General features: G+C 70.0%; 13 protein-coding genes. 3 read left to right on the plus strand and 10 right to left on the minus strand.

Annotated elements, in window-relative coordinates; all coding sequences use genetic code 11:
* Nucleotides 1-62: 62 nt before the first annotated feature.
* The 4 genes from C4K88_RS10800 to C4K88_RS10815 form a co-directional block, all read right to left on the minus strand.
* A complete protein-coding gene (locus C4K88_RS10800; RefSeq protein ID WP_146065671.1) occupies nt 63-1,976 on the minus strand; it encodes an alpha-amylase family glycosyl hydrolase in 1,914 nt (637 codons plus the stop codon).
* Between the two features lie 3 nt (nt 1,977-1,979).
* The gene (locus tag C4K88_RS10805) at nt 1,980-2,918 is read right to left on the minus strand and encodes a sugar ABC transporter permease (RefSeq protein ID WP_104121621.1); all 939 of its coding nucleotides are present in this window, start codon (nt 2,916-2,918) and stop codon (nt 1,980-1,982) included.
* Complete coding sequence (locus tag C4K88_RS10810; RefSeq protein ID WP_104121622.1) at nt 2,918-4,516, minus strand: ABC transporter permease subunit; 1,599 nt, start codon at nt 4,514-4,516, stop codon at nt 2,918-2,920. The genes C4K88_RS10805 and C4K88_RS10810 overlap by 1 nt, the downstream gene beginning before the upstream one ends.
* A 138-nt stretch (nt 4,517-4,654) precedes the next feature.
* A complete protein-coding gene (locus C4K88_RS10815; RefSeq protein WP_104121623.1) occupies nt 4,655-5,953 on the minus strand; it encodes a sugar ABC transporter substrate-binding protein in 1,299 nt (432 codons plus the stop codon).
* A gap of 253 nt (nt 5,954-6,206) precedes the next feature.
* On the opposite strand from C4K88_RS10815, the gene C4K88_RS10820 reads away from it, so the two are divergent.
* Together C4K88_RS10820 and C4K88_RS10825 are read left to right on the plus strand one after the other, a co-directional pair.
* Nucleotides 6,207-7,946 (plus strand): glycoside hydrolase family 13 protein, encoded by a 1,740-nt coding sequence (locus tag C4K88_RS10820; RefSeq protein ID WP_104121624.1) that lies wholly within the window; start codon nt 6,207-6,209, stop codon nt 7,944-7,946.
* Nucleotides 7,947-8,050: 104 nt separating this feature from the next.
* A complete protein-coding gene (locus C4K88_RS10825) occupies nt 8,051-9,094 on the plus strand; it encodes a LacI family DNA-binding transcriptional regulator (protein ID WP_104121625.1) in 1,044 nt (347 codons plus the stop codon).
* A 119-nt stretch (nt 9,095-9,213) separates the two neighbouring features.
* On the opposite strand, the gene pulA is transcribed toward C4K88_RS10825, so the two are convergent.
* Nucleotides 9,214-12,288: a pullulanase-type alpha-1,6-glucosidase gene (pulA, locus tag C4K88_RS10830; RefSeq protein WP_104121626.1), complete on the minus strand. Its 3,075-nt coding sequence runs from the start codon at nt 12,286-12,288 to the stop codon at nt 9,214-9,216.
* A gap of 149 nt (nt 12,289-12,437) precedes the next feature.
* On the opposite strand from pulA, the gene C4K88_RS10835 reads away from it, so the two are divergent.
* Nucleotides 12,438-13,496: a LacI family DNA-binding transcriptional regulator gene (locus C4K88_RS10835; protein WP_104121627.1), complete on the plus strand. Its 1,059-nt coding sequence runs from the start codon at nt 12,438-12,440 to the stop codon at nt 13,494-13,496.
* Between the two features lie 45 nt (nt 13,497-13,541).
* Here C4K88_RS10835 and C4K88_RS10840 read toward each other — a convergent pair whose 3' ends face one another.
* The 5 genes from C4K88_RS10840 to C4K88_RS10860 form a co-directional block, all read right to left on the minus strand.
* Nucleotides 13,542-13,982 (minus strand): heat shock protein transcriptional repressor HspR, encoded by a 441-nt coding sequence (locus tag C4K88_RS10840; RefSeq protein ID WP_104121628.1) that lies wholly within the window; start codon nt 13,980-13,982, stop codon nt 13,542-13,544.
* Nucleotides 13,983-14,046: 64 nt separating this feature from the next.
* Nucleotides 14,047-15,042: a DnaJ C-terminal domain-containing protein gene (locus C4K88_RS10845; protein ID WP_104121629.1), complete on the minus strand. Its 996-nt coding sequence runs from the start codon at nt 15,040-15,042 to the stop codon at nt 14,047-14,049.
* 162 nt (nt 15,043-15,204) lie between these two features.
* On the minus strand, nt 15,205-15,864 hold the full coding sequence (locus tag C4K88_RS10850) for a nucleotide exchange factor GrpE (protein WP_104121630.1): 660 nt from the start codon (nt 15,862-15,864) through the stop codon (nt 15,205-15,207).
* A gap of 2 nt (nt 15,865-15,866) precedes the next feature.
* Nucleotides 15,867-17,741, minus strand: a complete 1,875-nt coding sequence (dnaK, locus tag C4K88_RS10855; RefSeq protein WP_104121631.1) for a molecular chaperone DnaK — start codon at nt 17,739-17,741, stop codon at nt 15,867-15,869.
* A 138-nt stretch (nt 17,742-17,879) separates the two neighbouring features.
* Entirely contained in the window at nt 17,880-19,193 is a 1,314-nt protein-coding gene (locus tag C4K88_RS10860) for a DUF2252 domain-containing protein (protein WP_104121632.1), read from the minus strand.
* Nucleotides 19,194-19,208: the final 15 nt, after the last annotated feature.

The following is a 19,208-nucleotide window of genomic DNA, read 5'->3' on the forward strand; positions in this document are numbered from 1 at the left end:
CGGTCTCCCGGGATGTGGTTCATCCATCCAGTCTGCCCGCCTCCCCTGACAAATTCCACCCATCAGCGGCCCCGCCATCCGTTGCGGGCGGGGTCAGGGATGCCTGGAAGACGCCACGCCTGGACTCCCGGGCCACGCCCCGAGAGGACGAGCGCGTCCCTGGACTCCTCGGCCGAGGCCCCCTGCAGCCCGAGGTCGATCGGCCGGGCGTCGGCCCACGGGACGGGCAGCAGGTCGAGCGGCACCCGGACGCCGTCGTAGTCGCTCCGGGCGGCCGCGACCAGGAGGCATTCCTCCGCGTGCTCCCGGATGAACACGACGACGTCGGGCGTCGCGGCCAGCCAGCGCACCGCGCCGTCCCGCAGCGACGGCGAGGCGCGGCGGAGTGCCGCGAGGCCCGCGATCAGCGCGCGGGTATCGGCCGGCCGGCGCTCGGGGCGGTCCCACGGCATGGGCGTGCGCGAGTCCTCGCCGTTCGTACCCCGCAGTCCGAACTCGTCGCCGGCGAAGAGTGTGGGCAGCCCGGGCAGCAGGAAGGCGAGGGCGAGCCCCAGGGCGGCGCCGCCGTCGACCATCACCGTCGCCGCGCGGGCGGTGTCGTGGGTGTTCAGTGCCGTCATGTTCTGCGAGCGGACCCGCCAGGAGAACCCGGAGGACAGCGCGATGTGCGTGGCGACGAGGTCGGCGCCGTCGATCCTGGGCACGCCGGGCGCGGGCGTGCCGAAGAAGTTGATGCCCGCGGTCGCCTGGTCCTCGCGCGCCAGCCACTGCCAGAGCGGGCGGGTGAAGTTCGAGTAGGTCATGCCGCCGTCCCAGGTCCGCCCGGACAGGTCCCCGGTGGCGTCGCCCGTGGATTCGGCGAGCAGCATCAGTCCGGGCCGGACGGCGTCCATGGTCGCGCGGACGAGGGCCGCCACGTCCCGGTTGAGGTCCACCGGCCCGTGCCGCCCGGTCATGTTCGCGACGTCGATCCGCCAGCCGTCGAGGTTGTAGGGCGGGAGCAGCCAGGTGGCCACCACCGACTCCGGGCCCTCGACGAAGCGCCGGCGCAGTTCCGCGGAGGACCAGTCGAGCTTCGGCAGGCTCGGGACGCCGAACCAGCTGGCGTACTCCGTGCCGTCCTCGCTGAAGTAGTAGAAGCCGGCCTCCTCGCAGGTCGGATCGGCGCACGCCTTCCGGAACCAGTCGTGGGCGTCGCCGGTGTGGTTGACGGTGAGGTCCCCGAGGACGGCGATGCCGCGGGCGTGGGCGGCCTCGACGAGCCGGACGAGGGCGGCGTTCCCGCCCAGGAGCGGATCCACCTCGTCGAACGTCGAGGCGTCGTACCGGTGGTTGGACCGTGCGGGGAAGAAGGGCGTCAGGTACAGGACCGTCGCGCCCAGCGCCTGGATGTGGTCGAGGCGCGCGGTGATGCCGTCGAGGTCTCCCCCGTACACCTGCCGGGGCGTCAGCTCGCCCCGCGGCTGCACCGGGTCGTCCCAGGTGCAGCCGACGGCCCAGTCCGGGAGGGTGTCGAGGGGCGCTGCGGCGGACGACCGCGCGTACCGGTCGGGGAAGACCTGGTAGATCACGGCGTCGCGCGCCCACGGTGCGGGCGCCGGACGGCAGTCGATCCGGAAGTCGTCGCGGTCGGCGGTGTCCCGGCGGGACGTGCCGACGGCGTTGAGCCAGCGGAGGTCCGGCCCGGAGGTGCCCGGGAGCTCGAACAGGAACCGGTAGCGCAGCGTCGGGTTGACGGCGGTGACGTGCGCCTCCCAGCACGCCCATCCGCCGTCGTGCTCCTCCCCGGGGAGGAGCCGCGCCTCGTCGTAGTGCCCCTCGCCGTCGCGGAGGGACCGGACGAACACCCGGCCGGGCGTCCCCCACCGGGCGGGGACCCGCACCCGCACCGCCAGGGTGTCCCCCACGCCCGGCGACTGCCCGGGCACGTACAGGGGCGAGCCGTCGTGGTGGGGTGCGAGGAACGCCTCCTGCACGGGTCAGCCCTTGACGGAACCGGAGACGAGGCCGGTGGTGATGTACTTCTGCAGGAAGAGGAACAGGGCCATGACCGGCACGGCCGCGAGGACGGCGCCGGCGGCGAAGACGCCCCAGTTCTCGGACCGCTGCTGCGCCACGTAGGAGTACAGGCCGACGGCGAGGGTCTGCGAGTCGGGGTCCGTCAGCACCACGCTGGCGATCACGAACTCGCTGCTCAGGCCGATGAACGCGAGGAGCCCCACGACCGCGAGGATGGGCGTGACGAGCGGCAGGATGATCGTGAAGAACACCTGCACGTGGCTGGCGCCGTCGATCCGCGCGGCCTCGTCGAGGGACTTCGGGACCGTGTTGAAGAACCCGTACATGAGGTACGTGTTCACGCCCAGCGCCCCGCCCAGGTACACCATGATCAGGCCGAGCTGGCTGCCGAGGCCCAGCCACGGGACCACGTCGGTGATGGCGTTCAGGAGCAGGAAGATGGCGACGACGGCGAGCAGCTGCGGGAACATCTGCAGGATCAGCAGCGAGAGCAGGCTGACCCGGCGGCCCTTGAAGCGCATGCGGCTGAACGCGTAGGCCGCGAGGGCGCCGAGGAACACGGTGGCCGCGGAGGTCACCACGCCGATGATCATGGTGTTCACGAACCACTTCCCGAAGGGCCGGCTCGGGTTGGTGAACAGGGCCTCGAAGTTGCCGGTGTCGAACCTGCTGAACAGGACGTTGGAGCCGGCCATGGTGCCGTTGGAGTTCAGGGCGGCGGAGAGCACGTAGAGCAGCGGGAAAACGGCGAAGAGCGTGGTCACCACGCCGACGACGTGGCGCCAGCCCTTGTGCCTGAACCACTGGCCGAACGTGCGCCGGCGCTGCTCCGGGACCCGGTGGGACCCCGTCGGGGCCTCGGCGGGGGCTGCTGCCTGGGGATCGGTGAACGTGGTCATCAGTTGATGTCCTCCAGAGCCTTGGTCTGCCGGAAGCTGATGGCGGAGATCACGGCGACGATGATGAAGATGATGATGGACAGGGCGCTGGCCAGGCCGTAGTCGCGGCCCACACCGGTGCCGAACGCGATCTCGTAGACCATCGTGATCAGGATGTCGGTGTGGCCGATGTTCGCCGTCGTGCCCGAGAAGCGGGGGCCTCCGTCGGTCAGCATGTAGATGACGTTGAAGTTGTTGAAGTTGAACGCGAAGCTCGCGATCAGCAGCGGCGCGACCGAGACCAGCAGCAGGGGCAGCTTGATGGCCGTGAAAATGCGCCAGCCGGTGGCGCCGTCCATGCGGGCGGCCTCGTCGACCTCCTCCGGCAGGGACTGCAGGGCCCCCGTGCAGACGAGGAACATGTAGGGGAAGCCCAGCCACAGATTCACGACGAGGACGCTGATCTTCGCGAGCAGCGGGTCCGTCAGCCACGGGATGTCGGCACCCCCGAAGAAGGTGTTGTTGATGAAGCCGAACTCGGGGTTCAGCAGGCCGGACCACACGAGGCCGGCGAGGAAGGCCGGGAAGGCGTAGGGCAGGATCATCAGGATGCGGTAGATCCGCTTGCCACGCAGGTCCGGGAGGTTGAAGGCGTTCGCGAGGAACAGGCCGAGCGCGAACGTGGACAGGACGGAGACGATCGCGAAGGTGAAGGTCCACAGGACCACCTGCAGCAGCGGGCCGCGGATGTTCGGATCGGAGAACGCCTTCACGAAGTTGTCGAAACCGACGTTGATCTTCCAGCCGGTGCTGAGCTGCTCGCCGTCCGCGGACCGGAAGGAGCCCTCCCCCGTGTCGGAGTAGGTGGTCCCGGTCTCGAGGTCGGTGAAGGTGCTCGTGGTCTCGTCGTAACTCAGGGACGGGCGGTAGACGTAGGCGTTCGAGCCGTCGCTGGTCTTGAGGCTGCCGTCCTCGGGGTCGTCGGAGAACGGGACGGTGATCGCCAGGATGTCCTCCTGGTTCGCGAGGACCTCCCCGAACTGCAGTGTGCGGTAGCCCTCGAGTTCCACTGCCTTGCCGGTGCCGTCCAGGACGGCGTCGTCGGCCTCCTCGAGCGGGACCCCGGTGGTGCCCACGGACACGCCGCCGTCGGGGTCGGTGGCGAGGAGGGAGAACTCGCCGTCGGCCTCGAGGACGGAGACCCGGTAGGCGGGGGAATCCGGGACCCGCTGCTGCGCGGAGAGCTGGATGGCGTTCACGGCGTCGTCCTTGGTGCTGTTGTGGCCGTCACCGTAGTTGGTGAAGGCGACGTAGCCGCTGTAGAGCATGACGAACACCTGGAAGATCACCAGGAAGAAGATGCCGGGTGCCAGGTACTTCGCCGGCAGGCCGCCCCTGCGCAGGTAGATCCAGTTGACGAGGACCGTCACGGCCGCGCCGACGAGGAGGATCACCCACTTCTCCTGCAGGAAGAGCGTGATGAGGACGTAGACCGCGAAGGCGTCCACCAGGCCGAGCAGCACGATCTTCGCGAGCAGGCCGAGGGTCGAGTCGGAGCGGACGGCTGTCTTCTTGGGAGGGCGCGTGGCGGCCGGGCCGGGAGGGGCCGTTGTGAGCATGGCGGAGGCTTTCGGTGTTCGGCGCGGAAGGCCGCTGCTGTGGTGCCGCCACCTCGAAGGGGTGGCGATGAGAAGGGTGGCGCCCGTCGCCGGAGCGACGGGCGCCAGGGTACTGCGGGTGACGCGGGTGGTGCTGTACTACTGGGCGGCGATCTTCGCCTCGATGTTGCTCACCATGGTGGTCCAGGCTTCGGCGGGGTCGCCGTCGCCCTTGATCAGCGCGAGCTCGGTGCCTCCCCAGTCGGCCCAGACGGCCTGCATCTCGGGCAGCGCGGGCATCGGGACGCCGTTGGCGCCGATCTCACCGAACGCGGCGACGATGGGGTCGGACGCTGCCTTGTCGAAGCTGGCCTTCAGGGCGGGCGGGCGTCCTCCGACGTCGTACATGGCATCCTGGGCGGCTTCGGTGCTCAGGTAGTTCACGGCGAACTCGTTCGCTGCGAGGGCGTTGGCGCTCTTCGAGGAGATGAAGAAGCCGTTGACGCCGATGAAGGGCTGGGCATCCTCGTCGCCGACGGTGGGGAGCTTGTCGACGGCCAGCTCCAGGCCGGCTTTCTGCGCGTCGGGGACGTTCCACGGGCCGGTCAGGAAGTAGGGCGACTCGCCCGCGTTGAACTTCTCCTTGGCGATGTCACCGGTGATGTTCGAGTTGATGACCTTCGAGCCGGTGTCGCCCCACTCCACGAGCTTCTTGGCGAATTCCACGCCGTTCGGCTCGCCGAGCAGCAGTTCGTCGGCGTTGTAGCTGCCGTCCTCGTTCTGGCCGAACACCGGCACGCCCATCGAGGTCTGCAGCGGGTACAGGTGGTAGGGGTCACCCTGCTTGGGGTCCATGCCCACCAGGAACGGGTAGGTCGCCTTCCCGTCGGCGACGGCGGCCTCGCCGTTGGCGATGACCTCGTCGAACGTGGCGGCTGCCTCGGGGACGAGCTCCGTGTTGCGCAGCAGGGCGATGTTCTCCAGCGCGTAGGGGACGCCGTAGACGCTGCCGTCATAGGTCATGGCCTGGATGGCGGACTCCTGGAACTCGGAGGCCTTGTCGCCGAGCTCCACGGGGGCGACGACGCCGTTCTGCACGAACGTCCCCAGCCAGTCGTGGGGGCCCACGATCAGGTCGGGTCCCTTGCCGGTGGGCACCTGGGTGATGAAGTCGTCGCGGACCGCGGCGAAGTCCTTGACCGCGAGCTTGACCTCGATGCCGGTGTCCTCCTTGAAGGACTTGGTGATCTCCTCGAGGGCCGGGGCGCGCTCGGCGTCGACCCACATGGTGAGGGTGGTGGCGCCGCCGTCGGCGAGATTCGGGGCGGCGGAGCTGGAGCTGGCCGAGGAGGAATCGGAGGCTCCTCCGCCGCAGGCCGTGAGGGCCAGGACGGCCACCGACATGACGCCGGTGAGCAGAGCGTGCCGACGGGTCGGCTGGGGGGATCGCACCTTCATTGGTGAACCTTTCATGAGCGGCTTCTGTCGATCTCCCGGAGCACGGGGCTCCGCGGGCCGGGAGATGGAGGTGTCTCAGCCGCTCCCTTCTCGGAGGCGACGGTGACCCGAGTCACAACTGTAAACGCTTGCATCACATTTACCCAATATCGGACATGCGGCGCGCCGGTATCGGAGGAAAGACGCAGAAACAAGGCTCTTTCTACTGAACACGCTTCCATAATCGCGTCCGAAGCGGTCTAGGATGATCCGCATGTCTGAGATTGCCCCCCTCCTGCACGGCGAGGACCTGTCCTCCCCCGATGCCTTCCATGCACCGCTCCACGTCCCGTCCGCGGGCGACGAGTGGTGGCGCTCGTCCGTCATCTACCAGGTGTACCCGCGCTCGTTCCGTGATTCGAACGGGGACGGCATGGGCGACCTCCCGGGCATCACGGCCGAACTGGCCCACCTCGCCGAGCTCAGCATCGACGCCCTCTGGCTCTCGCCGTTCTTCACCTCGCCCCAGCGCGACGGCGGCTACGACGTCGCCGACTACTGCGACGTCGACCCCCTGTTCGGCACGCTCGCCGACTTCGACGCGCTCGTGGCCCGCGCCGACAGCCTGGACATCCGCGTGATCGTGGACCTCGTACCCAACCACTGCTCCGACGAGCACGTCCTCTTCCGGGCCGCCCTCGAGGCACCGGCGGGCTCCGCCGAGCGCGCGATGTTCATCTTCCGCGACGGCCGCGGCCCCGACGGCAGCGAGCCGCCCAACAACTGGCAGTCGCACTTCGGCGGCCCGGCCTGGACGCGCGTCATCAACGCGGACGGCACGCCGGACCAGTGGTACCTGCACCTGTTCGACTCCTCCCAGCCCGACTTCAACTGGGACAACCCCGCCGTGCGGGCAGAGTTCGAGCGGGTCCTGCGCTTCTGGCTCGACCGCGGCGTCGGCGGCTTCCGCGTCGACGTGGCGCACGCCCTCATCAAGGCCGAGGGACTGCCGGACTGGGGCGGACGCGCCGACGGCGGGTCCTCCGAGGGCTTCCCCGGCCACGAGGCACCCATGTTCGGCCAGAAGGAGATCCACGACATCTACCGTCAGTGGCGGGCCATCCTCGCCGAGTACGACGGCGAGCGCATCCTCTGCGCGGAGGCCTCCATCGATCCCCTGCCGCGGCTCACGAACTGGGTCCGCTCCGACCAGATGCACCAGGCGTTCAACTTCGCCTACCTCCACCAGCCGTGGGACGCCCACGGTCTCCGGCACGTCATCTCCTCCTCCCTCACCGCGTTCGACGCCGTGGACGCGCCCACCACCTGGGTGCTCAGCAACCACGACGTCGTCCGGCATGCCAGCCGCTTCGGACTGACGGACGGCGCCCCGCGGGGCGGCGACGGCATCGGCCGCGCGGACGCGCAGCCCGACACCGCGACCGGCCTCGCCCGCGCCCGTGCCGCGTCGCTCGCGATGTTCGCGCTGCCGGGCGGGATCTACCTCTACCAGGGCGAGGAGCTCGGCCTGCCGGACCACACGGCCATGCCCGACGACGCACGGCAGGACCCCACCTTCGTCCGCACCGCCGGCGAGAGAATCGGCCGCGACGGCTGCCGGGTCCCCCTCCCCTGGGAGGCCGGGGCGCCGTCGGTCGGGTTCGCGGACGCCGAGGCCCCGGTAGCACCGTGGCTGCCGCAGCCCGAGGGCTGGGACGACTACGCCCGCGACGTGCAGTCCACCGATCCCGACTCCACCCTCTCCCTGTACCGGACGGCCCTGCAGCTCCGCCGGGACCTGCGCCTGGGCGCCGGGTCCCTGAGCTGGTCGAGGGAGTTCGAGAGTTCCGACGTCGTCGCGTTCCGCAACGGCGAGGTGCTGGTGATGCTGAACATGGGCGAGTTCGCCGCTCCGCTGCCCGAGGGCACCGTGATCGCCGTCAGCACGCCCGGCTCGGCCGCCGGCGGCATGCTCGCCCCGGACGCCTGCGTCTGGCTGCTGGCCGCCGGGTAGGAGATCCGCGCGGGATCGGCAATGATCGGACGGGGACACACTGCTGGGGTGTCCCCGTCGCTGCCATCTCGGCAGTCAGCGCCGACGTCGCAGGAAAGGGGATCATGGCCGGCATCAAGGACGTCGCCCAGCTGGCCGGGGTGTCCACTGCCACGGTCTCCCGGGCCCTCAGCGGCAACGGACGGGTCTCCGAGCGTTCCCGTGCCCGTGTCCTGCAGGCGGCGCGGGAGCTCGACTTCGTCGTCAGCTCGACGGCCTCCTCCCTGGCGTCCGGGCGGCACCGCAACATCGGCGTCGTCGTGCCGTCCGTGGCCCGCTGGTACTACTCCCAGATCGTCGACAGTCTCGCGGCGTCGCTCCTCACCGCCGGTTACGACCTCACGCTGTACAACCTGAACGAGGACGCCGCGATCCGCGACCGCGTCCTCTCCGAGTTCCTGCTGCGCCAGCGCTGCGACGGCGTCATCGCGGTCTCCCTCGAACTGAGCCGGGACGAACTGGGGCAGCTCCTCGCCGTCGGCAAGCCCGTGGTCGGGATCGGCGGCCCGCTGCCCGGCGCGGAGACCTACAGCGTCAACGACCGCGAGATCGCCGAACTCGCCACCGAGCACCTCATAACGCTCGGGCACCGACGCATCGCCCACATCGGCGGGTCGGACGCCTTCGAGAACGACTTCCGGATCTCCGGCACGCGACGCCAGGGCTACGAGGCGGCCATGGCCGCGGCCGGCCTGGAGATCCTCGACTCCTGGCGGGTGGACGCAGACTTCACCATCCAGGGCGCGCGCAGCCAGGCCAAGCAGCTCCTCGGCTACCCGCGGGACACCCCGACCGCCGTGTTCTGCGCCTCGGACGAGATGGCCATCGGCGCGATCCTCGCCGCCCGGGAGCTGGGTTTCCGCGTCCCCGAGGACATCTCGGTGATCGGCATCGACGGGCACGAACTCGGTGAGGCGCTCGGCCTGACCACGGTGGCCCAGTTCCCGCAGCAGCAGGGCCGGCGGGCCGTCGAGCGCCTGCTGCAGATCCTGCAGGACCCCGACGCCTACCGCCCCATGAACCACGCCGCCCGGACCGCGCTGATCGTCCGCTCGAGCACCGCCGCGCCGCCCGCCCGACCCGTACAGCTCCCGGAGGCTCCCGCCTGACCCGTACAGCTCCCGGGAACATTCAGCCCCCGGCCGGGAACGCACACGGCCCGGAACACAGGAGGGCCCGGCACCCCGTGGGGATGCCGGGCCCTTGGACCAGCGGTCTAGCAGTACAGCTACCGTGCCTCGAACACCGCCACGGTGCGGGCCGGGACCGTGAACGTCCCGTCCGTGGCGGCCGTGGCCCGGCGGACGACGTCATCGCCGCCCGTCGCCTGGACGCCGTGCAGCGCGAAGCCCCCGGCGGCCGGGACGCGCTGGGTGGTGGGCTCGTCGGAGGCGTTGAAGACCACCACGATGCCCTTCCGCGCGGAGTCGACGTCGGGGCCGACGGTGTCGTCCAGGTGCATCACGATCACGCCGGGCGTCTGGTCGGGGCCGCTACCGGGGAAGGAGAGCTTCTGCTGGACGAGCCCGGCCGTGCCGAGGCTGAACAGCGGGCTGCCCTGCCGGATCTGCAGCAGTTCCTGCGCCTGCTCCCTCGCGGCCTCGATGTCCGCCGGGGACGGCTTGAGCGCCGGGTCGGCGAGCAGCGGCTGCATGAACGCGTACTTGCCCTCGTTGTCCGCCCGCGGGGGCAGGCCCCGGCCGAAGCCGTTGTCCGTGCCCGTGTGGTCGAGGATGTTGAACCAGTCGCCGGAGTCGTAGCTGTTGCGGTCCAGCGACTTGCTGCGCAGCGCCTCGCCGCCGGCGTGCCAGAAGGAGACGCCCTGGCCGAAGGCCGTGGTGGAGAGCGCGAGGGTCTGCATCCTGATGCGGTCGGCCATCGGGGTGTCGGTGGGCAGCTTGAACGTGAGCGCGTCGAAGAGGGTCTCGTTGTCGTGCGCCTCGACGTAGGTGATGCTCTCCTGCGGGTCCGCGGTGTACCCGGTGGGCGAGCCGTTGTAGTCGACGTCGGCGCCCGTGACCTGGTTGCCGGTGCGGTCCGTGAACATGTAGTCCTTCAGGTTGCCGGTCAGCCCCACCCGGATCTGGTCCTGCGACAGGAGCAGCTCGGCGCGCTGGTCGGCCTCGGTGCCGTTGCCCGCGACCCCGTTCGGGTCGGTCAGCAGCCCGGAGGCGAAGCCCTGGATCCGCGGGTCGTCGTCGAACGGGCCGCCGCCGCGGACGGCGTCGCGGAGGCGGTCGTTGAACGTGCCGATGCCGGTGCCGGCCATGTTCGCCTGCGTGGCCTGGACGAACCGGGCGTTGTCCGCGACCTCCCCGAAGTTCCAGCCCTCGCCGTAGAGGTAGATGGACTTGCCGTCCACGCCGTCGCGCTCGAGCGTCAGCTTGTCGAGGGCGGCACGGACGTCGAGGATGTTCTGCCTGGAGTGGTGCCCCATGAGGTCGAACCGGAAGCCGTCGAGCTTGTAGGTGCGGGCGAGCGTCACGATCGAGTCGATCATCAGCTTGCCCATCATGGTGTGCTCGGTGGCCGTGTTCGGGCAGCAGGTCGAGGTCTCGACGGCGCCCGACTCCGGGTCGAGCCGGTGGTAGTAGCCGGGGACGATCCGGTCGAGGTTGTTGTCCGAGGACTGGCCGGCGCCCGCGGTGTGGTTGTAGACGACGTCCTGGACGACCCGCAGGCCGGACTCGTTGAGCGAGGCGACCATGCCGCGGAACTCGCGGATGCGCGTGGCGTCCGCGGGGTTCGTCGAGTAGGAGCCCTCCGGTGTGGTGTAGTGCAGCGGGTCGTAGCCCCAGTTGAAGCCGTCCCGGCCCGCGACGTCGCTGACGCACTGCTGCTGTTCGGTGCTGTCGGGGGCGAAGGCCTCGAGATCGCAGGCGGGTTCGGCCTGCCGGGCGCGGTCCTCCTCGATGGTGCCGATGTCGTTCACGGGCAGGAGGTGGACGGCGTTGAGCCCGTTGTCGGCCAGCTCCGAGAGCCGCTGCATGCCGGCGCTGTCCGGCCTGCTGAACGCGGCGTAGGTGCCGCGTTCGGCCTCGGGCACGGTGGTGTCGGTGATCGAGAAGTCGCGGACGTGGAGTTCGTAGACGGACAGCTTCTCGGGCCGCTCGAGGGCCGGCTTGGGCAGGCGCGACCACGACGACGGCATGAGCGAGGGATCCGCGAGGTCCACGATGAGGGACCGCTCCGAGTTCGTGGACAGCCCGACGCTGTAGGGGTCGGTGACGAGGTTGTGTTCCACGGCGCCGGTCTCGGGGACGAAGACCTCGACGTCGTAGAGGTAGTACGCGCCGTTCCAGTCCTTCCCGCCGTCGATGCTCCAGACGCCGTCCTTGTCCGCGCGCGCCGGGCGCGTGGCGATCGGAGCCCCGCCGGAACCGTCGCGGAAGACCTGCACGGACACGCTGCGCGCCGTGGGTGCCCAGAGCTGCAGGTGGGGCTTCTTGCCCTTCCAGCTGAGGCCGAGCTCCTCGCGTGCGGCCCCCGCGTACAGGTCGTCGAGGACGCCGGGCACCTGGACGCCCGTAGTCGCCAGGAGTTCTCCCTCCGGTGAGACGGCGGCGAGGAGCAGCTGCCCCTTCAGCAGGTCCCCGGCCTTCCGCGCATCCTTCTTGCCGAGCGTCACGGTGGGCAGGTCGGCCAGATGGGGGTAGCGGGCGGCGAGATCGGCGGGCAGGGCGTCGGCGCCGCGCGCGAGGTCGATGTAGGTACCCCCGGTGACGGCGTCGTCGCCGGCGACGAGTCCGCCCTCCGGGGCTGAGTAGAGGCGGAAGCGGGCGTCGGCGGGCACGTCCGCACCCCAGGCGAGGGTGTCGGCGGTGAGCCAGTGCGCCGCCGTCGAGCCCGTCGGCGCACCGGGGGCATCGCTGGTGACGACGTGCGTGCGGTGGTTGTAGGTGAAGGTCACGGGGCCGCCCGGAGCCTGCAGTGCCAGGTTCGCGCCACCGGCCGCGCCGTCGGCGCCGTAGTTCTCACCCCAGGACCCGTTCAGCGCCACCTTGTACTCGTAGGCTCCGGCGGGGACGTCGAAGGTCGCCGACCAGGTGTCCGGCGAGCCGTCCACGGGGACGAGTCGGGTGGCGGCGCACTCCGGCTGCCAGTCGTCGGGGCAGCCGAGTTCCGCCTGCAGGGAGCCCACGAGGGCCACCGTTCCGGGCGGGGTGGTGTGATCGGCCAGCGCGGGTGCGGGCATGAGGGTCGCGAGGAGCGGGGCGGTCAGGACGACGGCGGCCAGCCGGGACCTGCGCCGCAGGGCCGGCCTCCCGCTGGTCGGGCCGGTGGCCGTGATGTTCGGGGTCATGGTGGTCCTTCCCCGACCGTGCGTCGCTGCAGGGCCGGACTGGGGGTGGGTACCTCGATCCTAGGGACGCAGAGCGGCAAGCGACAGGGATTTGCAAAAGTTTCACGCAATCTTTCGGTAGGGTATGGGGCCTGCGCTACATTGGGGCCATGACTCCCGGCAAGCGGACCGAGCGGCCGCGCCTCGACGACGTCGCCCGGACCGCCGGCGTCAGCGTCCCCACCGTGTCGCGCGTCCTGAACGGCAAGGGCGGCGCGTCGCCGACAACCCGGCAGGCCGTCCTCGCCGCGATGGACAGCCTGGGCTACGAGCCGCCCTCCCGCGCGGCCGGGCGGTCCAAGGGGCAGATCGGCGTGGTGGTCCCGGACCTCGTGAACCCGATCTTCCCGGCCTTCGCCGGGGCCATCGCGGCCCTGCTGGCGCCCAACGACTACATCCCCGCCCTGTGCACGCTTCCCGGCGGAGGCATCACCGAGGACGAGTACGTGGCCCTCCTGCTGGACCAGGGCGTCAGCGGGATCATCTTCGTCTGCGCCGCGCACTCCGACGGCCGCGCGAGCATGGAGCGGTACCGGCGCCTGCGCGGGCGCGTGCCGTTCGTCCTGGTCAACGGGGCCCGGCCCGAGATCGACGCGCCGTCCGTCTCGAACGACGACGCCACCGCCATCCGCACGGCCGTCCGGCACCTCGTGGCGCAGGGCCATCAGCGCGTCGGCTTCGCGACCGGCCCCGACCGGTTCATCCCGAGCCGGCGCAAGCTCGAGGGATTCCGCGCCGGGCTCGTCCAGTTCCTCGGCGAGGACGACGCCGAGCCGCACGTCGCGACGAGCATGTTCACCATCGAGGGCGGGCAGAGCGCCGCGAACGAGCTCATCGACTCGGGGCACACGGCGATCGTCTGCGCCTCCGACGTCATGGCCCTCGGCGCCGTCCGCGCAGCGCAGACCCGGGGCCTGAGGGTGCCGGAGGACATCTCGGTGGTCGGGTTCGACGACTCCCCGCTCATGGCCTTCACCGATCCGCCGCTGACCACTCTGCGGCAGAACGTGGCGGCGATGGCCGCGGCGGCCGTCCACGCCCTGGTCACCGAACTGGACGGCGAGCGCGCGACGCGGACCGAGATCCTGTTCCAGGCGGACCTGGTGGTCCGTGGCTCCACGGGGGCCGGCCCTGCGGTGCGGACCGGCCCCGAGCCGTCCGGGGCCTAGCGGGGCCGGGTCGGAGCGGGGTGCGCGCCACGCCTCGGGGAATGCCTAGCGGCGTGCCTGGTTCGGGGTGCGCGCGGGCTCAGGGCGCCACACCATGAGCGCCTGGCTGCGGGGGCGGGGACGCTGGCCGCGGACGAGCGTGACGACGTCCCCGGCCAGGCCTGCGGCGAACACCCTGCTCGATTCGGCGTGGACCCGGCGGGCCGCCAGCTCGGAAGACAGTTCCGCGACGCGTGACTGCAGGGCCGCGACCTGGTTCTCCAGTTCGAGGATCCGCCGGATACCCTCCAGCGACACGCCCTCCTGGGACAGCCGCTGGATCTCGCGCAGGGTGCCGACATCCTTCTGCGAGTACCGCCGTGCCCGGCCCGGCGCACGGCTCGGCGTCACGAGGCCGAGGCGGTCGTACTGCCGGAGCGTCTGCGGGTGCATGTCGGCGAGCTCAGCGGCCACCGAGATGACGTAGATGGGCAAGGTGTGGTCCATGACGGGCCTCCTTCCGTTGCCGATTCTCCCGGATACTGCTCTGACTGCCGCTCGGACGTGCCGCCTACAGGCGCGCCTTGGCGGCCAGACCCGCCCGTGGATCGGCGTCCTTCGTGGCGGCGCGGAACGTCTCCACGGCGGCCTGCGCCTCCTTGGACAGATTCTGCGGGACGACGACGTCGACCGTCACCAGCAGGTCGCCGGTGGCCTTCGAGGTCTTCACGCCCCGGCCCTTGAGCCGGAGCGTCCTGCCCGACGGCGTCCCGGCGGGCACGCGCATCGTGACCATCTCGCCGGTGAGCGTGGGCACCTGGATCTCGGCGCCGAGCGCCGCCTCCGGGAAGCTGACGGGTACGTGGACGCGGATGTTGTCGCCGTCGCGCTTGAAGAGCGGGTGCTCCTTCACGCTGACGCTGACCATGAGGTCGCCGGGGCCGGCCTGTCCCGGCTGGCCCTTGCCCTTGACCCGGACCTTCTGGCCGTCGCGGATGCCGGCCGGGATGCGGACGTCGATCTGTTCCCCGGAAGGCTCGCGCAGCCCGATGGTCGTGCCGTTGATGGCGCCGGCGAAGGAGATGGACGTGGTCGCCGTGCGGTCCGCGCCCTTCTGCGGGCGGGTGGACTGGAAGCCGCCGGGGAAGCCGCCGCCACCCATGCCGCCGCCGCCGAACAGGTCGGCGAACTCGGGAGGCAGATTCCCGTTGGAGAAACCGGTGCGCTGGCGGGTGCCTGCGCCCTGGCCGAAGAGGTTGCCGAAGACGTCCTCGAAGCCGGAGCTGCTCCCGGGGCCGCCGCCCGCTCCGCCCGCGGAGAAGCGGGCGCCGCCGCCCATCGCGCGGATGGCATCGTACTGCTGGCGCTCCTCGGGGTCGGACAGCACGGAGTAGGCCTCCGAGACGTCCTTGAACGTCCGCTCCGACGCCGCAGCCCCCTGGTTCTGGTCGGGGTGGTGCTTGCGGGCGAGCTTCCGGTACGCCTTCTTGATCTCGTCACCGGACGCATCCTTGGAGACGCCCAGGATCTTGTAGAAATCCTTGTCGACCCAATCCTGACTGGCCAATTGGCGTCTCCTTCCGTTGTACTTCAAATCAGTGAGGTGAGTGAACGGGCGTGCGCCGGGGCAGTTTCCGAGGAAGGCGGCTTTAATATTCCAAGGGCCGCCAAGGCCCGCAGGAATTTCGTTGCCGCCGTTCGGAAGCTGCCCCGGCGCCCGGGGCACCGCTTACTCCGGTACTGCCACGATCACCTGGGCGGCCCGGAGGACGCGCTCCCCCTTGCGGTAGCCCGCGCGGAGGATCTGGCTGACGCTGTCGGCCTGGACGTCGGCACTCGGCTGCTGCATGAGCGCCTCGTGGACGTTCGGGTCGAACGCGACACCCACCTCGTCGATCCGGGTCAGCTCGTACGTCTTCAGGACGTTCTCGAGCTTCCCCGCGATCGCCGCGAAGGGGCCGTCCGCGAGGTCGCCGTGCTGGCGTGCGGCGTCGATGTCGTCGAGAACCGGCATCAGCGAGTTCAGGACGCCGATGACCGCCTGGTCACGGGCGACGTCCCGGTCGCGCTCGACGCGGCGCCGGTAGTTGACGTACTCCGCCTGGAGGCGGAGCAGATCGTTGCGGAGTTCCGCGACGACGTCGACCGCCGGGTTGGACCCGCCCTCGGCGCCCGCCTCGTTCAGGATGGCCTCGGCCTGCGCCAGGGCGTCCCCCTCGGAGGCGTCGCCTGCGGGCGCCTGCGCTCCGGCCGCGGAATCCTCCGCGACCGGCTCACCGGCATCCTGCTGCTGCCCACGGACGTCGCCCGTCTCGGAATCGACCTGCTGGCTGTCGGACGAGGTCACCGGCTCCGACTGGTGCTCTTCTTCATTTCCGTGGTGCGGCATGACTACTTCTTCTCGCTGGTGTCTTCGTCGACCACTTCTTCGGCGTCGACGATGTCCTCGTCGGAGCCGCCGGAGGCCGGCTGGTCGTCGGTGGGCGCAGCACCGGGCTGACCGGCGTCCTGCTGGGCGGAGGCGTAGATCGCTTCGCCCAGCTTGGACTGCGAGGCCTGCAGCTTCTCGTAGGCCGCCTTGACCTCGTCGTCGTTGTCCTGCGTCTCGAGCGCCTTCTTGAGGGCGTCGACGTCGGCCTGGACCTCCGTCTTGACCTCCTCCGGCAGCTTGTCCGCGTTGTCGGCGATCAGCTTGTCCACCGAGTAAGCGAGCTGCTCGGCGCCGTTGCGGACGTCGGCGGCCTCGCGGCGCTTCTTGTCCTCCGCGGCGTGCTCCTCGGCCTCGCGCACCATGCGGTCGATGTCCTCCTTGGAGAGGGAGGAACCACCGGTGATGGTCATCGACTGCTCGGTGCCGGTGCCCTTGTCCTTGGCGGACACGTGCACGATGCCGTTGGCGTCGATGTCGAAGGTGACCTCGACCTGCGGGACGCCGCGCGGAGCCGGCGCGATGCCGGTCAGCTCGAACGTGCCCAGCGGCTTGTTGTCGCGGGTGAACTCGCGCTCGCCCTGGAACACCTGGATGGCCACGGACGGCTGGTTGTCGTCCGCCGTGGTGAAGGTCTCGCTGCGCTTGGTGGGGATGGCCGTGTTGCGCTCGATGAGCTTGGTCATCATGCCGCCCTTGGTCTCGATGCCCAGGGACAGCGGGGTGACGTCGATGAGGAGGACGTCCTTGCGCTCACCCTTGAGGACACCGGCCTGCAGTGCGGCACCGACGGCCACGACCTCGTCCGGGTTGACGCCCTTGTTGGGCTCCTTGCCGCCGGCGAGCTCCTTGACGAGCTCGCTGACCGCGGGCATCCGGGTGGACCCGCCGACGAGGACGATGTGGTCGATGTCGGCCACCTTGATGCCGGCCTCGGTGATGACGTCGTGGAACGGCTTCTTCGTGCGGTCCAGCAGGTCCTTGGTGAGGTCCTGGAACTTGGCGCGGGAGAGGTGCTCGTCGAGGTGGACGGGTCCGTCCGGCGTCACCGAGAGGTACTGCAGGGAGATGTTGGTGGACGTCGCCGAGGACAGCTCCTTCTTGGCCTGCTCGGCGGCCTCCTTCAGCCGCTGCAGCGCGATCTTGTCCTTGGACAGGTCGGCGCCCTTGGCCTTGGCCTGCGAGAGCAGGTAGTCCACGACCCGCTGGTCCCAGTCGTCGCCGCCGAGGCGGTTGTCGCCGGCGGTGGAGCGGACCTGGATGGTGGAGAAGGCGTCCTCGTCCTTGCCGACCTCCAGCAGGGAGACGTCGAACGTTCCGCCGCCGAGGTCGAACACGAGGATCAGCTCGTCCTCCTTGCCCTTGTCGAGGCCGTACGCGAGCGCCGCGGCGGTGGGCTCGTTGACGATGCGCAGCACCTTCAGCCCCGCGACCTCGCCGGCCTCCTTCGTGGCCTGGCGCTCGGCGTCGTTGAAGTACGCCGGCACGGTGATCACGGCGTCGGTGACCTTCTCGCCGAGGTAGCTCTCGGCGTCGGTCTTGAGCTTCTGGAGGATGCGCGCGGAGATCTCCTGCGGCGTGTACTTCTTGTCGTCGATGGCGACGTTCCAGTCGGTGCCCATGTGGCGCTTGACCGAGGCGATGGTGCGGTCGATGTTGTTGACGGCCTGGCGCTTGGCGATCTCGCCGACCAGGACCTCGCCGGACTTGGAGAATGCGACGATCGACGGCGTGGTGCGGGCGCCCTCGGCGTTCGCGATGACGGTGGGCTCGCCACCTTCGAGAACCGAGACGACCGAGTTGGTGGTTCCGAGGTCAATACCTACTGCACGTGACATGCAAGTTCCTTTCGACTGCCCGGGATTTGCGAGGCGCTCATCCGCCGGGCGCGTAGATTGAGCGTTCTGCACTCAACTATACGGGCGTCCCATCGGAGAACAAAATGGAGTTGAGTCCGATCGACTCAACTTCCCGGCTCAGGTCGCCGGCACGGCAGTGATGAGTCCTTCCCGGAAGGCGTCGACGAACAGCGCGTGGTCCTCGCGCACCGTCGCGGCGTAGGCCTCCCCGAACCCGACGATGTCGTCGAGGAAGTCCTCACGCGAGCGGTCCACGACGGCCATGATGGCGGTCTCCGTCCGGAAGGGCACGAGGTCGTGGTCGCTGTCCTCGTCGGTCGAGCAGTGGATCTTCGCCGTCGCCTGTCCCAGGGCCTCGAGCACCGGCACCATGTCCTCCGGCTCCGTGAGGTCCTCCCAGGAGAGATCCCGCTTGTACGGCGAGAGCTCCGACACCACATAGGAGACGCCGCGGATGGTCGTATAGCCGAGGAACGGGTCGGTGTGGGTCTGCAGGGACCGCTGGCTGATGACGGCGCGGTGCCCGTCGTCCTCGAAGTAGCCGCGGACCCGCTCGTCGTCGACGATCCGGCTGGGCGCGGCGATGTTCGACTGCTTCATGGTGAGGATGATGTCGTTCTCCTGGGCCTCGTCGAAGCCCTCGATCAGCACGTTGTAGGTGGGCAGGCCGGCACTGCCGATCCCGAACCCCTTCTTGCCCACGATGCCCTTCACGCGATAGAACACCCGCCGCCGCGACCGCTCGCTGTCCGGGATGGTGGCGAGGTAGCGGTCGAACGCCTCCGCCACCTCCTGCCGCTCGTGGTCCTCGAGCACCCGGATGGACCCGTCGTCGCGGAACTGGCGCTCGTAGTCCTCGATGAGCGTGAGGGCATCGAGGAGCCGCGTCCGGCGCGCCGCCCGGGCCTGCTGCAGGACCCGGTAGACGGGTCCGTCCGTGTTGTCGAGTCCGAAGGCGAAGGTGGACTGCTCGTCGTCCACGTAGTCCCCGACCCGGCCGAGGTAGGCCTCCAGATAGGTGCGCGAGAGGTCGCGGACCGCCTGCGACGGCAGCGCCTTCTGCCAGCACAGGAGAGTCAGCGACGCGACGAAGCGGCGCAGGTCCCACGAGAAGTGGCCCACGTAGGCCTCGTCGAAGTCGTTGACGTCGAAGGTGAGCCGGCCCTCGTTGCTCATGTAGGTGCCGAAGTTCTCCGCGTGGAGGTCGCCGTGGATCCACACGCGGCTGGTGCGCTCGTCCGCCCAGGCGTCGTCGAGCCCTGCCATGTCGGTGTAGAACAGGGCCGCACTCCCCCGGTAGAAGGCATACGGATCCGCCGCCATCTTCCGGAACCGGGCGCGGAAGGCGAGGGGATCTACACCCATGAGATCCTGGTGGGCCTCCACGAGCGTGCTGACGATGTGCTGCTGACGGGACTCGGTGGCTGCCATGACGCCACGGTACGC

The organism is Arthrobacter pityocampae, assembly GCF_002927275.1.
GTDB lineage: Bacteria > Actinomycetota > Actinomycetes > Actinomycetales > Micrococcaceae > Arthrobacter_D > Arthrobacter_D pityocampae.